The organism is Klebsiella sp. GN_Kp190, assembly GCF_040061795.1.
GTDB classification, from domain to species: Bacteria; Pseudomonadota; Gammaproteobacteria; order Enterobacterales; family Enterobacteriaceae; genus Klebsiella; species Klebsiella michiganensis.
On sequence record NZ_JBEAFN010000022.1, the window covers coordinates 1 to 14,640 of the forward strand.

The following is a 14,640-nucleotide window of genomic DNA, read 5'->3' on the forward strand; positions in this document are numbered from 1 at the left end:
ACAGAAACGCCAGCACGAACCCCATGCCGAGAAACATCAGGGTGAAGCCTTCACCTAATAGCAGTGCTGCATCAGTCATAAAATAGCCTTCGGGCAGGAGGCACGATAATGATGTTATTTATCCCCGTCATCTTTCAAATTGCTTCTTTGTTGGCCAGCTTCGTTCCCCCCAGTCACTTACTTGCGTAAGCTCCCGGGGATGTAATGAGGGACATCCATGTCCCTCACCAGAGGCAGCCTTTGGCTGTTCAAATTCGTTCCAGACGAATTTGTCTCTCCCTTGCCGCCTCAAAGCAACTCGAAATCTTTTGGGTATATAACGAAAATAATAAGGGTGGATTTCCCTGGACCGCCCGGTCAGAGCCCCTGTTTATTATCGTCATAAACATCACGCCATCATTATCGTGCGAATGATATCATCCAGATTATTTGATAAAGCTTACGTTCTGGCATATTTCATCAGCGACTATCTCTTTACGCTGATTGAAAATAACTTTGTTCTGTTCAAACAGGTTATTACCATGAGTATCAATAGAAACAATTAACGGGCCAAACTCTTTCACCCGACATACCCACAGCGTTTCCGGCATACCGAGATCGCGCCACTGCGCATCTTCAATTTCTTCCACGCACACCGCGGCCACTACCGCGCAGCCGGCCGGGAATACGCAGTGCAGCGCTTTATGCTCCGCGCAGCCCTCTTCAGTGCCCTTGCCCATACCGCCTTTACCAACAATTAATTTCACGCCGGTCTTTGCAATAAATTCTTTTTCGAATTTTTCCATGCGCATGCTGGTCGTTGGTCCGACGGAGACCATTTCAAACTTATCGTCTTCGCCTTTAATCGGACGGACAATAGGCCCGGCGTGTAAAATAGCGCCGCCGCTAACATCAACGGGTAATTCACGGCCACCTTCAATTAAGCGACGGTGCGCCACATCACGACAGGTAACAATATGGCCATTGAGATAAATAATATCGCCAGCCTTAATATCGGCTAAATCTTCATCTTTAATTGGCGTAGTAAGGATTTTTTTCGTCATCAGAAATTCACTCCGCTGTGAGACATAATGGTGTAGTTCAAGTCTTTATCAAAAACGATATGCCCTTTCCGGTGTGACCAGCAGCCCACGTTCACCGCCACCCCAATGGTGGAAGGATGACGCGCGGTGTTTTCAATATTCACGCCCATAACGGAGGTATTACCGGACATCCCCTGCGGCCCAAGGCCAATTTTGTTAATACCGTCTTCCAGCATTTTTTCCAGCGAGGCCGCACGTTCATTTTCATTATGCGAACCGATCGGGCGCATCAGCGCTTTTTTCGACAGCAGCGCCGCCGTTTCAACGGAGGTCGCCACGCCCACGCCGACCAGCAGCGGCGGACACGCGTTCAAACCGTAGCTGGTCATCACGTCGAGAACAAAGCGGGTAACGCCTTCATAACCCGCGCCCGGCATCAGCACCATCGCTTTCCCCGGCAGGGAACAGCCGCCGCCAGCCATATAGGTATAAATGCTGCACTGGTCAGAATTGGGGACAATCTCCCAGAACACCGTCGGCGTGCCTTTACCCACGTTTTTGCCGGTATTGTATTCATCAAAAGTCTCAACGCTGTTGTGGCGCAGCGGGGAATCCACGGTTGCTTTAATCACCGCTTCACGCAGCAGCGCTTCCAGTTCGCCGATCAGCGGGAAGTTCGCCCCGCACTCCACCAGAAACTGAATCACGCCGGTATCCTGGCAGGAGGGGCGATCCAGCTCCTTTGCCAGACGCTGGTTCTCAATCATGGTCGTAAAGATGACGTCAGCCAGTTTACTGGTCTCTTTCTTATGCAAATCTTCCAGTTTTGCAGTGACGTCATCAGGTAAGACTTTGCCGGTATACCCCACAAATTTGGCCATCACATTGGTCATATGGGATATCTGTTCACTTTTGCTCATACAGGCTCCTTAGTCAGGACAGCTTCCGTTCATTACGGATGAAAAGGGAAAAGGATTGGCAGCAGAATCAGGCTGACAATGGTGGAAACGATAATCAGAGGGATGCCGGATTTGGCGTAGTCGACAAACTTATAGCCACCTGCCGACAGCACCATCATGTTGGCAGGCATACCGATTGGCGTAGCGTAGGCGCAAGAACTGCCGATGACCGTCGCCATTAGCACCGCACGAGGATCGGCGCCCATGCCCGCGGCAATCGACAGGCTCACCGGTACTAACAGCGCGACGGTCGCGGTGTTGGACATGAAGTTAGTCATAATGATGGACAGCGCAAAGACCACCACCAGCAGCATAAACGGCGAAGAGTTTTGCCCCAGCATGCCAATCACGTGATCCGCCACCAGTTTTCCCGCCCCGGTCATTTCCAGCGCTTTCGCCAGCGCCAGCGTGCCGCCGAAGATAAAAATGGTCTGAGAATCAATGGCTTTATAGGCCTGCTTTTCTGTAAGTACGCCGGTAACCACCAGCACCAGCGCGCCGATACAGCCTGCTACCGCCAGACTCACACCGGTCTGCTTTTCGAAAATCATGCCGAGGATCGTGGCGATCAGAACAACCAAAGAGAGGATCTGCTTCCAGCGCGGAACGTGGCTGTAATCGCGCTGTTCACCGATGCTGCCAACTGCACCGCTGTTCGGGTGATTGGGCAGGAATTTATAGCCGATGGTCAGGAAGTAAATAACGCCGCAAATCAGCATCGGTAAACCGACTTTGGCATATTCAAAAAAGCCAAAACCGCTGCCAATATTCTGCAAAGCTGACTGCGCAATCAGGTTGCCCGGCGCGCCAATCAACGACAGGTTACCGCCGAGCGCGGCGGCAAAAACCAGCGGCATCAGCAACCGGGAACGGGCAAAGCCTGATTTCGCCGCCACGCCGATAACGACCGGGATCAGTACGGCTGCGGTACCGGTATTGGAGAGAAAACCGGACATCACGCCAACCACGACCATAATGGTAAAAATCAGCTGTTTTTCCGTTTTCGCGAAGCGCGTAATCACGCCCCCCACCTTATTCGCCATCCCGGTTTCAAATAGCGCCCCGCCGACGATAAACATGGCGACGAAGAGAATAACGTTGGTGTCGATAAAGCCGGCGAAAGCCTGCTTGAGATTGAGCACGCCGGTAAGCACCAGCGCGACGCAAACCACCATAGATGTGACCGCGAGGGGGATTTTTTCCCACACGAACATGGCGATAGCAAACGCCAGCAAACATAGGGTAATGGTAATCGGTTCCATATTTATAGTTATCCCATCAATGATATATGATGTTGTATCCAATATTGACGGGAGGGAAATTATTCCCATACAAAGAGTAAGTCAACGCGTTTTTTTCGAAAGCTTCAGGATTGAGATCTTTATCAAAATCTTGCGAAAGCAGTCACTTATCGAAACTTATTTATGAAATGAATAAGTAAGGCGCCTGCAGCGGTCCTACAGGCGATGCGATCAAGCGGAGGGTTCTTCGACGTAGCGCGTTAGCATGTTCTCCATCGAACGGATAATATGCTCGCGCATTCGCTGGCGCGCCAGCGCTTCATTATGCTGCTCCAGGGCCTGTAAAATCCCCTTGTGCTCGCGGATGGAAATGATCGCGTACTCTTCCTCAGTGACCTTATGCCCCATCGAAAGCCCGTTCCACATATTGCTGAGCAGCAGCTTCATTTTGCCATTTCCCGCCGCGTTCCATATCTCCATATGAAACGCCTGGTTCAGGTCTGAATATTCAGCTGAGTTATTTTCCGCCAGCGCTTTTTCCGCAGAGTAATGCACTTCGGCAATGCGCGAAATGTCCGTCCCGGGACGACACGCTTTAGCGACTGCTTCACTCTCCAGCAGCGCGCGAATCTCATAATGCTCGCGGATCGTTTGTTCGTTAATTCCCAGCACGACCGCCCCTTTATTGGGCCGGACTTTAATCAGCCCATCCGCAGCCAGTATCTGAAACGCTTCACGCACGGGCATACTGGACACGCCGACCATGGTGGCGATCCCTTCAAGGGTAATTTCTTGCCCTTCAACTAAATCTCGCGACAGTATAGCTTTACGTAATACTGCCGCGACCTGCTCTTTCGCTGAAAGAAGCTTAATTTTCCCTAATCGAGGCTTCTGCACTTTCCCAATCCTTCATGTGTTGACGCATTATTTCTGCCAGAGAGAGGAAATAACGCTGCGTTTCCTGCGCGATCTCGGCGCGATCGCCCTGACGAATAGCCTCCATCAGAGAGCTGAGTATTTGCGCCGACTCTTGATTATCCTCTTTCAGATACAGAATGACATAACCGATATAACCATCCAAAAACTGCTGATAAATTTTTTCCAGATAGCGATTATCAATATAAGAAATGAGCGTCTCGTGGAACGCCAGCTCTCGCGCTCGCTCACCGGAATGCCCCAGCGCGCGCGCGCTGGCCGCCAGCGATTCGCCCGCCGCTGCGGGTACCAATGAAAAAAGCTCCGTTGCCATCACCGCAATGGCCCGGAAAATATGGCTGACATGGTCAGGCGCCAGCCTGGCGACCTGCATATGGCGGTTTGGCAAACGCACCAGAAACCCTTCCTGCTCAAGGGCCTGTAGCGCTTCCCGAACCGGCATACGAGAAAGCCCCAGCTGTTCGGCAATACTCTCCTGCGCGAGTTCATCCCCCGGTTTCATGCTACCGGAAAGGATCTCGTAACGGAGCATTTGCGTAATGTGGTCCCTGGTCTGCTTTCTTTCGATTTTTTTCACAACGTCCTCGTTTATTACCGCTCAAGACGCGGGGAGTTTAGCAGATTTACCAGCAGGTTGAGTCATTCAGGGGTGGGAGAAAGCCATAAAAAAGCCGGAACCCAGGCTCCGGCTTTTCTTTTCATGAAACGTTATTTATTCACAAAGTCTTCGCCAAGGGCGATATCTTTCTTCAGCGTATCCAGCATCCCCTCCAGCGCCTGCTGCTCAAACGCGCTCAGCGTGCCGATAGACTGACGCTGCTCTACGCCATTTTTGCCTAACAGCAGCGGCTGTGAGAAGAAACGGGCATATTGACCATCACCTTCAACGTAGGCGCATTCCACTACCCCTTTCTCTCCCTGCATGGCGCGAACTAAGGAGAGACCGAATCGCGCGGCGGCCTGTCCCATCGAGAGCGTTGCTGAACCGCCACCGGCTTTTGCTTCCACAACTTCAGTACCGGCGTTTTGAATGCGCTTAGTTAAATCGGCCACTTCCAGCTCGCTGAAGCTGACGTCCGGAATTTGTGACAATAAAGGAAGGATAGTCACGCCTGAGTGGCCGCCAATCACCGGAACCTCAACATCTGATGAAGATTTGCCTTTCAGTTCGGCAACAAAGGTATTCGAGCGGATAATATCCAGCGTTGTGACGCCAAAGAGCTTGTTCTTATCGTAAACACCGGCTTTTTTCAGCACTTCTGCGGCAATCGCCACGGTGGTGTTCACCGGGTTGGTAATCACCCCGACGCAGGCCTGCGGACAGGTTTTGGCGATTTGCTGTACCAGATTTTTCACAATACCGGCATTAACATTGAATAAATCGGAGCGATCCATGCCGGGCTTACGCGCTACGCCCGCGGATATCAGCACCACATCAGCGCCTTCCAGCGCAGGGGTGGCGTCTTCGCCGGAAAAACCTTTGATTTTTACATCGGTAGGGATATGGCTTAGATCAACCGCCACGCCCGGGGTTACCGGAGCAATGTCGTACAACGAGAGTTCTGAACCTGAAGGCAGTTGGGTCTTAAGTAGTAGGGCAAGCGCCTGGCCAATTCCACCAGCGGCGCCGAGGACTGCAACTTTCATCCTAAACTCCTTATTATGGTTAAAATAGTCTTTCGTTACTCCGTCGCCTGGACCTTAATTCACAAGATGAACAATTACAATAATTATGGCTGAAGAATGCGTGGTCGTGCGCAGCGATGCAGCAGCTTCGCATTTTCCTCCCTGAGACTGACCATCCAGCAAAGCGTAGTACCGGATCGACTGTTGGTTACAATACACCCAGCACATTGAGCAGAACAACATCATTTAATAACATTTCATTTACTTTTGTGGCAATTTGCGCGCCGTGACGAAAGCATGTTCCTTATTAGGGTTTTTTGCTAAAATATGCGCCCTTCATAACATTATTTACGCTTCTCCCCTGCGGATTATTTGCATAAAAATGCATGTTTATGCATAATGATGTTGTTTTTACCACCATAATTGGGTGACTTATGCGTAGTTCGGCAAAACAAGAAGAACTGGTTAAAGCGTTTAAAGCGCTGCTTAAAGAAGAGAAATTCAGCTCTCAAGGTGAAATCGTTCAGGCCCTGCAAGAGGAAGGCTTCGATAATATCAACCAATCGAAAGTCTCACGTATGCTCACCAAGTTTGGCGCCGTACGCACGCGTAACGCCAAAATGGAAATGGTTTACTGCCTGCCCGCCGAGCTTGGCGTCCCGACGACCTCCAGCCCGCTAAAAAACCTGGTGCTGGATATCGATTATAACGATTCGGTCGTGGTTATTCATACCAGCCCAGGCGCAGCGCAGCTGATCGCCCGGCTTCTGGACTCCCTTGGCAAAGCCGAAGGGATTCTCGGCAGCATTGCGGGTGATGACACTATCTTTACCACCCCGGCCAGAGGTTTTACCGTTAAAGAGCTGCATGACGCCATTCTCGTCCTGTTTGAGCAGGAACTCTGATGCCCTTCCCTCTGGTTAGCGCCGGAGGGTATCCCTTCAAAAAATTATCATTTCTTTAACATTTTGTGTGTTTTTCCGCTTCTATACATTCATTTACGTGATGAAACCGGCTTAAGCGCACAAAAGATCAAATTCACCTATCCTTATGATTTTATTAGCCATAATGACCAAGCATGGCGAAGAAAAGACATTTCTAATTCTTATATGTTATAAAAAAGACATTTCTTTGTAATTATTTACATGAAAAACAATTAGCAAGGTATTAATATTTTCAGTGATTAGTGTATACTTGATTTTGTGATGAGGGTCACGAAACAAAGACCCCCAACAAAAAGATTCGACGAGGTGAACATCATGAAAATCAAAACCACTGTAGCAGCATTAAGCATCCTTTCCGTTCTGTCTTTCGGCGCCTTCGCCGCTGACTCTATCAACAGCGAACAGGCTCAAGGCCGTCAGGCAATCGGCACCGTTTCCGTCGGCGCGGTAAGTTCTTCCCCGATGGATATGCACGAAATGCTGAACAAAAAAGCACAAGAAGAAGGTGCTTCTTCATACCGCATTATTGAAGCACGTACCGGTGACCACTGGCACGCAACGGCTGAACTTTATAAATAAGATTTAACGATTGTCGGTCATTAACTGAAACAGAATCTCTCCAGCGGCCCCAGGTTCATTAAGCCTCCCGCCGCTGCAAATATGAAGGTTGGAGAAAAAATTATGAAAAGCGCAATTATCATCGCATCCCTGGGTCTGGCTTCCGTTCTCTCTTTCGGCGCAAACGCCGCCGTTAATCAAGTGAACGCCGAACAGGCGCAAAATCTGCAGTCCATGGGCACCGTTTCCGTTTCTCAGGTAGGCAGCGCGCCGATGGATATGCGTCAGGAACTGGCGGCTAAAGCTGAGAAAGAAGGCGCCAGCAGCTACCGTATTATTGAAGCCCGTACCGGCGATAACTGGCACGCTACGGCTGAGCTGTACAAATAAACCCTCGTCGTCTTATCCGACGACTTGCCCCCGCTCCGTCGGGGGCTTTTTTATGACTGCCGCACATTAAAACGCAGCTCCCCTTCCAGCTCCTCTTCCGCCTCATCAAAGAGCAGAATTAACGCGCCGAAACGCCGGCGCTGATTATCGCTTAAATGAATAAACTCAATCTCCAGCGGTAAGGGTAACAGCCCGGCGGTCACGGCTTCCCACAGAGAATCCAGGTTATTCACTTTCTCACGCGCTAAAGCAAAGGTACGAGAAAACTCACGATAAAAATCCTGCTGCTCAGCTATTTCATCAAAATCAAAGGTATAGGTAGTCATTGCCCGCATCCCGTCCACACCTGCAACTTTTCATAGCCCGGTCATCCCGGCGTGTAGTTCCACTCTGACGGAGGAATTCATACTCTGAGCGTTAAGTATAGCGATAAAAAAACCGACGCTTCGGCGTCGGTTCTGGCGGTTAGCTGTTGGTTAACACATGCTGGTACTTATGCAGCATCTCCACCAGCCTTCGTACCGGCTCGGTCACCTGCGGAGAGGCTTCCCAGTGCTGTAATTTTTGCTGGTAGATATCCAGTTCATCAAGCAAGCGGGCAAAATAGTAGCGGCGCTTATCATCACTACTGGCTGAAATGACGCGATCCGCGGTACGTCGCAGCTGCCGGTGAAAGGCCGACAGATCGTCATTTATCGGTACCGGCGCATCGCGCAGACGCTGATGCGCGATAATCAGGGTCAGCGCCAGACGAAAGCGGGCGATATCGCCAGGGAATTTATTCAGCAACAAAAAGAGCTGACGATACAGGGCCGGCAAGTGGTTCTCTTTACGTCGCGCCATATTGGTGGTCAGCGATGATACCGCCGCCGAGACAAACTGGTTGAGCAGCACGCGGCCGGTGCGGGCCTGCGAATTATCACGCACCAGCAGGATCACCATCAGCGCAAGGAAGCATCCGACGATCTGGCCCAGGGCACTATCAAGAAACTGGTTGAATTCAAACTTCATCGGATTGTCGAGCACCAGAATATTAATGGTGCTGGCCAGCGCCCCCAGCGAACCGAGCCGCCGCTTTTGTACCTCGATGCCGATAAAAAAGGCCATCACCGCCAGGCTGATACACAGCAGCAGCATACTTTGCTGCGTCGCGGGCATAATCACGAGGAAAAACAGCGCCCCCAGCGGTAACGCCGCCAGCGTGCCGTAGAGGAAATCGATAGCTACCATCCGCGGATTAGGTAAACGCATCGCTAAGGCCGTGACAACCGCAATCATGACCATCGCCCCGCTTCCTGAAGTCCAGCCGGTCCACAGCCAGAACAGCGTACCGAGGATACAGGAGATAGACGTACGCCAAAAGTTGACCATCGCATGGTGCCGCTCGGCGGATTCCGCCTTCACCACCACTTCGCCTTGCAGCACTTCTTCTTCAATACGGCTGATTTTGGTATTGCCGACCACGCCCCGCTTCAAAAGCAGATAGCGCGTCGCAGCGCCTACCCAGCTGTAGATTGTTACCGGCGTATTGTGCTCTCCCTTCCAGGTCAAGAAGCGGCGCATCCGCTTTAGCTGGCGGTGCACGTCCTGCACGGTCTCGACCGGTTCAGCAAACAGCTCGCGGTAATCATCCGTCACCATCTCAGGGCGTGTATTCTGAATCAAATAGGTTTCACAGGCCTGAGTAATTAAGGTCAGAGAGAGGGTATTGATCGCCTTCAGCCGCTGATTCACTTTTGCCCAGCGCGAGGACTCCATGATCAAGTTGCCGCGCATCCCTTCCAGCCCGTTGGTACGACGCACCAGCGCGCTCCAGGCCTTATCGACGTCATCTTTATCACCATGCGCCACGCAAAGCTGCATCAGGCGATAGTGATCGATCAGCAGATTATCCAGTTCAAGGTCGATCTCTTTTTTAATCGAACGCGGAGAAAACAGCAGGTCGGCCACAATGGCGCTGACGATACCGATGACAATCTCACTGCATCGCTCAACGGCGAACTGCGGCGCCAGCATCGGCTCTTCATGAATAGTGATAATAATGATAAGCGCGGTATAGCCCGCCAGGCCCCAGGCATAGGAGTTCTCAACCCGCACCAGCGAGGAGATCCAGGTGCAGAATCCGGCCCACAGGCAGCATACCAGCACCATCAGCAGCGGGGCGCGGATCATCAGGATGATGATCGCCAGCGCGGCGATACAGCCGATAAAGGTGCCGGCGATACGCAGCATCCCGCGATAGCGGATCGCCCCGGAGTAAGGCTCCCCGCCTGCGGCAAACGCCGGGCCGGCAGCAACGATGGCGGCGGTAAGCACCGCCCAGCGCGGCGTTTCCAGCTGAAAATGAAAACCGACGAATAACGCCAGCACCACCGCGCAGGCTAACTTAACGGCGAAGCGGAGATGCCGGAGTTCGATGGTGAAGATCCCCATGGCGATTAACCGAACTCACGCAGGCGCATCGCCAGTTTCTGGAAGAAGTTTGCCTGGCGAGTATCGCGATCCTCTTTACCTGTAATCACCACCGTCGCGGTGGTACCCGCAGGCCAGAGATTGCCCTGCTGTTGATCGAGGCGAATACGTACCGGCACCCGCTGTGCCAGACGTACCCATTCAAGGTTAGAATCAATAGAGGCTAGCCCTTTTGAATCGCTGCTGCTGCTGGCATTGGTGACGCCTGCAGCAATGCTGTCGACGGTGCCCCTGAGGGTGTGTACGCTTCCCAGCGGGGTAATTTCAGCACAAAAACCGGGGCGCACGCCCTCAAGCTTGGTCTCTTCAAGATAGGCCATAACGTAGAAGGTATTCTGCTTCACCAGCGCAACCGCGGTGGAGCCTCGGGTGATAAACTCGCCGCGGTAAACGTTCAGGTTGGTCACCCAGCCGTCGGCCGGGGCGCGAATCACCGTACGTTCAAGGTCAAGCTTCGCCAGGTCGCGACTTGCCGTCGCTTTGGCTAATTGATGCTCAACGGTTTGCAGAACGTTATTCGCCTGGTCTATCTCTTCCCGGGACATGGCCTGGACGCCAAGGCGGTTACGACGGCCGGCTTCGACGCGTTTCTCCTGCGCCAGAGTCTGATAGTAGGAGACATCGGCTTCAGCCTCGGCTAACGCCTTCTGGTAACGCGGCTGGTCAATGACGAACAAAACCTGGTCTTTCTTAACCAGTTGGTTATCCTTGATATTCACCTGCGAAATCAGGCCGGAGACATCGGGAGCGATGGCCACAATATCCGCACTAAAACGCGCATCGCGCGTCCAGGGCGAGGCGGTGTAATACACCCATGCGCGAAAAATCGCCATAAATGCAAGGATAACCAGTATCACAGTGATTGCGGTACGGAGGATATTTCTTGTTAGTGTTTTCACATCAACCTCAAACGAACAAACGTGATATCAGATAAAACAGGCAGCAATATAGCGCGGTATTAAACAGTGCCGGGTGCCAGACAAAATCATAGATGCCCGTTGGAACCAGCAGGCGGTGCACCAGCCAGAAGATGGCTAGCGACAATAGCAATTCAAAGAAGATCGGCGGAAACGACAAGCCGAAAATCACAATGACAGGAAACAGACTCATGATGACCTTGATAAGAAGCGTACAGGTGATATGCGCGATGCGTTTATTATTAAGCTAACTATATAGTAACGTAACAATTGCGGTCTTATCTATAATGTGTGATCTAAATCACTTTTAAGCCAGAGTGAATAATGGAACGATTAAAACGCATGTCCGTTTTTGCCAGAGTGGTCGAATTAGGTTCATTCACCGCCGCGGCCCGCCAGCTCCAGATGAGCGTTTCTTCCATCAGCCAGACGGTAGCCAAACTGGAAGATGAACTGCAGGTTAAGCTACTCAACCGCAGTACGCGCAGCCTTGGCTTAACAGAAGCGGGAAAAATATACTATCAAGGCTGTCGGCGAATGCTGTTCGAAGTCCAGGATGTCCATGAGCAGCTGTACGCGTTTAACAATACGCCCATCGGTACGCTGCGCATCGGCTGTTCTTCAACTATGGCACAGAATGTCCTGGCTCGCATAACCGCCGATATGCTCAAAGAGCACCCGGGTCTCTCAATCAATCTGGTCACAGGCATTCCCGCGCCGGACCTGATTGCGGACGGCCTGGATGTGGTTATTCGCGTGGGAGCGCTGCAGGATTCCAGCCTCTTTTCCCGCCGCCTGGGCTCCATGCCGATGGTGCTCTGCGCGGCAAAAAGCTACCTTCAGCACGCCGGATGTCCGGAAAAACCGGCGGATCTCGCCAGCCACTCGTGGCTGGAATACAGCGTCCGGCCGGATAACGAATTTGAAATCATCGCTCCGGAAGGGATTTCAACCAAGCTGATCCCTCAGGGCAGATTCGTCACCAACGATCCGATGACGCTGGTGCGCTGGCTGACGGCAGGCGTCGGCGTGGCTTACGTTCCGCTGATGTGGGCGATCGAAGAGATCAACCGCGGCGAACTGGAGATCCTGCTGCCGAGCTACCAGTCCGATCCGCGACCGGTATACGCGCTGTATACCGAGAAAGATAAGCTGCCGCTGAAGGTACAGGTATGCATTAATTACCTGACTGAGTATTTCGTCGGGGTGGCGAAGATTTACCAGGGGATGCACGGCCGGGGGATTGCCCGCTAGCGGCCCGAGCCCGCCACAGAGGGTAAGAACAGATTATCGGGCCCGGCATCGGAAATAATCTGCGTTACGTCGCGGAGATTGCCGATACGCACCTCGCCGGAACGATCAAATTTGCTTTTGTCGATTAATAATAGCGACTGTGCCGCCCGTTTCAGAAGCAGCGATTTGTAGGCGGCATTATTGGCGCTGGAATCCCAGAGTACGCCATCGTTATCGATCCCCTCGCAGGAAAAAATAAACAGATCGATCTCCAGCGATTTGACCTGAGAGAACAGCGCCGGATTAACGTAATAACCATACTGACGCAGGAGCTGCCCCCCGGCGCTGATCAGCTGGATCCGCTCACGGCGGCCCAGCTCTACGCAGACCGGATGGCTATTGGTAAACACCGTCAGGGTCATATTCGGTAGCTGACGCGCCAGAAACCAGCAGGTTGAGCTGGCATCCAGGGCGATCGTCATTCCTTCATCAATCCACGCCAGCGCCGTACGCGCGATATCAGATTTATGGGCATAATGGCTTTTCACGCGGCTATGAAAAGGCTTCTCGCCGTTGTGATTGTTACGCTGGAGAACGCGCGCCTGCCCGTGGCTACGCTGAAGACGCCCCTGCTTCTGCAGCTCGCTCAAATCGCGACGAATGGTCTCGATACTGACCTGCAGCAGATGGGACAACGCTTCGGTGGTTAAGGTGTGATGCTGGTTGAGTAGTTCGACTATCTGCTGCTGACGCGCGGCTTTCATCGCGACTCCGCGGAGGTGATTTGCGCTTTCGCCGCGGGCGAAAGCGCCTTGAGAAGTATCAGGCGGTACCGCCGACGGTGAGTTTATCCACTTTGAGCGTTGGCTGACCGACGCCAACCGGTACGCTCTGGCCCTCTTTGCCGCAAACGCCGACGCCGCTGTCCAGCTTCAGATCGTTCCCCACCATCGAAATCTGCTGCATCGCTTCGATACCTGAACCGATAAGCGTCGCGCCCTTCACCGCTTTGGTCACTTTACCTTTTTCAATCAGGTAGGCTTCAGACGTGGAGAAGACAAATTTCCCGGAGGTGATATCCACCTGACCGCCGCCGAAGTTCGGCGCGTAGATGCCGTAATCGACCGATTCGATAATCTCCTGCGGCGTAGATTTCCCCGCCAGCATGTAGGTGTTGGTCATACGCGGCATAGGCAGATGCGCGTAGGATTCGCGACGACCGTTACCGGTTGGCGCCACGCCCATCAGCCTGGCGTTGAGCTTGTCCTGCATATAGCCTTTGAGAATGCCGTTTTCGATCAAAACGTTATACTGGCCCGGCGTGCCTTCATCATCAATGGCAAGGGAGCCGCGACGGTGAGCAATGGTGCCATCATCCACTACGGTGCACAGCTCAGAGGCCACCAGTTCGCCCATATGGCCGCTGAATACCGACGTCCCGCGACGGTTAAAGTCACCTTCCAGGCCGTGACCGACGGCTTCATGCAGCAGGACGCCAGGCCAGCCCGCGCCCAGCACAACCGGCAGCATCCCGGCAGGCGCCGCGACGGCGGTCAGGTTGACCAGCGCCATACGCACGGCTTCTCTCGCCCAAACATCCGCGCGAACGTCGCCATCCTGCGAGTCCAGGAAATAGTCGTAGCCAAAGCGGCCGCCGCCGCCGCTGGCGCCGCGCTCGCGTTTGCCATCCTCTTCCACCAGCACGCTGACGGAAAGGCGAACCAGCGGGCGAACGTCCGCCGCCAGCGTGCCGTCGGTGGCGGCGACAAGAATTAACTCGTAGACGCCGGTCAGGCTGGCGGAAACTTCCTGCACCCGCTTATCGGCCGCGCGGGCGGTTTTATCTACCCGGCGCAGAATATCCAGCTTCTCTTCCCGGCTCATACTTTGCAGCGGATCGATGCTGGTATAGAGGGAACGATGTTCCACCCCGCCAAGGGTATGCACTTTACCATCCCCATGGTCGCGTACAATGGTGCGGGCCGCCTGTGCGCTCTGTTCCAGCGCCAGTCGACTAATCTGGTCAGCATAGGCAAAGCCGGTTTTTTCCCCGCTCACCGCGCGGACGCCAACGCCCTGGTCGATATTGTACGAACCATCTTTAATGATGCTGTCTTCAAGAACCCAGGACTCGTGATAGCTCGACTGAAAATAGAGATCGCCGTAATCCAGACGGCGCTCGGCCAGCTGGCCAAGAATGGTAAACAGATCCTGATGATTCAGGCCGTTTGCCGACAGTAATTGTTCACTTACCAGGTTCAGACTCATCGTTTTGCTACTCGTTTGTTGCCGCCTCAGGGGCGGAAATAAAAAAGGCTATCTATTGAGAGTGCGGTAATTAC

Annotated in this window: 16 protein-coding genes and 1 pseudogene; 4 read left to right on the forward strand and 13 right to left on the reverse strand. The window is 53.0% G+C overall.

What is annotated here, in order from left to right; translation table 11 throughout:
- From ABLU67_RS13950 to mdh, 7 genes and pseudogenes are all read right to left on the reverse strand, one after another.
- A pseudogene (locus ABLU67_RS13950) lies at positions 1-79 on the reverse strand (oxaloacetate decarboxylase subunit gamma); the annotation flags it as partial.
- 346 nt (positions 80-425) lie between these two features.
- Entirely contained in the window at positions 426-1,043 is a 618-nt protein-coding gene (gene ttdB / locus ABLU67_RS13955; protein ID WP_014227006.1) for a L(+)-tartrate dehydratase subunit beta, read from the reverse strand.
- On the reverse strand, positions 1,043-1,942 hold the full coding sequence (gene ttdA / locus ABLU67_RS13960) for a L(+)-tartrate dehydratase subunit alpha (protein ID WP_014227007.1): 900 nt from the start codon (positions 1,940-1,942) through the stop codon (positions 1,043-1,045). Before ttdA ends, ttdB begins: the two co-directional genes overlap by 1 nt.
- Before the next feature lie 32 nt (positions 1,943-1,974).
- A complete protein-coding gene (locus ABLU67_RS13965) occupies positions 1,975-3,243 on the reverse strand; it encodes an SLC13 family permease (RefSeq protein WP_049084495.1) in 1,269 nt (422 codons plus the stop codon).
- Between the two features lie 210 nt (positions 3,244-3,453).
- Positions 3,454-4,119, reverse strand: a complete 666-nt coding sequence (locus ABLU67_RS13970) for a GntR family transcriptional regulator (RefSeq protein ID WP_014227009.1) — start codon at positions 4,117-4,119, stop codon at positions 3,454-3,456.
- Positions 4,091-4,735 (reverse strand): GntR family transcriptional regulator, encoded by a 645-nt coding sequence (locus ABLU67_RS13975; protein ID WP_048263770.1) that lies wholly within the window; start codon positions 4,733-4,735, stop codon positions 4,091-4,093. The genes ABLU67_RS13970 and ABLU67_RS13975 overlap by 29 nt, the downstream gene beginning before the upstream one ends.
- Positions 4,736-4,866: 131 nt before the next feature.
- The gene (mdh, locus tag ABLU67_RS13980) at positions 4,867-5,805 is read right to left on the reverse strand and encodes a malate dehydrogenase (RefSeq protein WP_049084496.1); all 939 of its coding nucleotides are present in this window, start codon (positions 5,803-5,805) and stop codon (positions 4,867-4,869) included.
- Between the two features lie 413 nt (positions 5,806-6,218).
- Between mdh and argR the strand changes: the two genes are divergently transcribed.
- The 3 genes from argR to yhcN-B all read left to right on the forward strand — a co-directional run bounded on the left by argR (position 6,219) and on the right by yhcN-B (position 7,676).
- Complete coding sequence (gene argR, locus ABLU67_RS13985) at positions 6,219-6,689, forward strand: transcriptional regulator ArgR (protein WP_004106225.1); 471 nt, start codon at positions 6,219-6,221, stop codon at positions 6,687-6,689.
- 354 nt (positions 6,690-7,043) lie between these two features.
- Positions 7,044-7,307: a peroxide/acid stress response protein YhcN gene (yhcN, locus tag ABLU67_RS13990; RefSeq protein ID WP_004106226.1), complete on the forward strand. Its 264-nt coding sequence runs from the start codon at positions 7,044-7,046 to the stop codon at positions 7,305-7,307.
- 102 nt (positions 7,308-7,409) lie between these two features.
- Positions 7,410-7,676, forward strand: a complete 267-nt coding sequence (gene yhcN-B, locus ABLU67_RS13995; protein ID WP_004106229.1) for a DUF1471 family stress response protein YhcN-B — start codon at positions 7,410-7,412, stop codon at positions 7,674-7,676.
- A 50-nt stretch (positions 7,677-7,726) separates the two neighbouring features.
- Here yhcN-B and ABLU67_RS14000 read toward each other — a convergent pair whose 3' ends face one another.
- From ABLU67_RS14000 to aaeX, 4 genes are all read right to left on the reverse strand, one after another.
- A complete protein-coding gene (locus ABLU67_RS14000) occupies positions 7,727-8,002 on the reverse strand; it encodes a barstar family protein (protein ID WP_004854654.1) in 276 nt (91 codons plus the stop codon).
- Between the two features lie 139 nt (positions 8,003-8,141).
- Positions 8,142-10,109, reverse strand: a complete 1,968-nt coding sequence (gene aaeB / locus ABLU67_RS14005; RefSeq protein WP_014227012.1) for a p-hydroxybenzoic acid efflux pump subunit AaeB — start codon at positions 10,107-10,109, stop codon at positions 8,142-8,144.
- 5 nt (positions 10,110-10,114) lie between these two features.
- On the reverse strand, positions 10,115-11,047 hold the full coding sequence (gene aaeA / locus ABLU67_RS14010; RefSeq protein ID WP_348852343.1) for a p-hydroxybenzoic acid efflux pump subunit AaeA: 933 nt from the start codon (positions 11,045-11,047) through the stop codon (positions 10,115-10,117).
- Between the two features lie 7 nt (positions 11,048-11,054).
- A complete protein-coding gene (gene aaeX, locus ABLU67_RS14015) occupies positions 11,055-11,258 on the reverse strand; it encodes a p-hydroxybenzoic acid efflux pump operon protein AaeX (RefSeq protein WP_002918640.1) in 204 nt (67 codons plus the stop codon).
- A 131-nt stretch (positions 11,259-11,389) separates the two neighbouring features.
- On the opposite strand from aaeX, the gene aaeR reads away from it, so the two are divergent.
- Positions 11,390-12,319, forward strand: a complete 930-nt coding sequence (gene aaeR / locus ABLU67_RS14020; RefSeq protein WP_004854659.1) for an HTH-type transcriptional activator AaeR — start codon at positions 11,390-11,392, stop codon at positions 12,317-12,319.
- Here aaeR and fucR read toward each other — a convergent pair.
- Positions 12,316-13,062 (reverse strand): L-fucose operon activator, encoded by a 747-nt coding sequence (fucR, locus tag ABLU67_RS14025; RefSeq protein WP_025108485.1) that lies wholly within the window; start codon positions 13,060-13,062, stop codon positions 12,316-12,318. The two genes, aaeR and fucR, sit on opposite strands and share 4 nt — an antisense overlap.
- Positions 13,063-13,120: 58 nt before the next feature.
- Positions 13,121-14,566: a metalloprotease TldD gene (gene tldD / locus ABLU67_RS14030; RefSeq protein WP_004854666.1), complete on the reverse strand. Its 1,446-nt coding sequence runs from the start codon at positions 14,564-14,566 to the stop codon at positions 13,121-13,123.
- Positions 14,567-14,640: the final 74 nt, after the last annotated feature.

Excerpts from the sequence above, each read along its gene's own strand:
- tldD (WP_004854666.1), bottom strand. The coding sequence starts at position 14,566 with ATGAGTCTGAACCTGGTAAGTGAACAATTACTGTCGGCAAACGGCCTG.
- argR (WP_004106225.1), top strand. The coding sequence starts at position 6,219 with ATGCGTAGTTCGGCAAAACAAGAAGAACTGGTTAAAGCGTTTAAAGCG.
- aaeR (WP_004854659.1), top strand. The coding sequence starts at position 11,390 with ATGGAACGATTAAAACGCATGTCCGTTTTTGCCAGAGTGGTCGAATTA.
- fucR (WP_025108485.1), bottom strand. The coding sequence starts at position 13,062 with ATGAAAGCCGCGCGTCAGCAGCAGATAGTCGAACTACTCAACCAGCAT.
- ABLU67_RS13965 (WP_049084495.1), bottom strand. The coding sequence starts at position 3,243 with ATGGAACCGATTACCATTACCCTATGTTTGCTGGCGTTTGCTATCGCC.
- aaeB (WP_014227012.1), bottom strand. The coding sequence starts at position 10,109 with ATGGGGATCTTCACCATCGAACTCCGGCATCTCCGCTTCGCCGTTAAG.
- ttdA (WP_014227007.1), bottom strand. The coding sequence starts at position 1,942 with ATGAGCAAAAGTGAACAGATATCCCATATGACCAATGTGATGGCCAAA.
- yhcN (WP_004106226.1), top strand. The coding sequence starts at position 7,044 with ATGAAAATCAAAACCACTGTAGCAGCATTAAGCATCCTTTCCGTTCTG.
- yhcN-B (WP_004106229.1), top strand. The coding sequence starts at position 7,410 with ATGAAAAGCGCAATTATCATCGCATCCCTGGGTCTGGCTTCCGTTCTC.
- mdh (WP_049084496.1), bottom strand. The coding sequence starts at position 5,805 with ATGAAAGTTGCAGTCCTCGGCGCCGCTGGTGGAATTGGCCAGGCGCTT.
- ttdB (WP_014227006.1), bottom strand. The coding sequence starts at position 1,043 with ATGACGAAAAAAATCCTTACTACGCCAATTAAAGATGAAGATTTAGCC.
- ABLU67_RS14000 (WP_004854654.1), bottom strand. The coding sequence starts at position 8,002 with ATGACTACCTATACCTTTGATTTTGATGAAATAGCTGAGCAGCAGGAT.
- aaeX (WP_002918640.1), bottom strand. The coding sequence starts at position 11,258 with ATGAGTCTGTTTCCTGTCATTGTGATTTTCGGCTTGTCGTTTCCGCCG.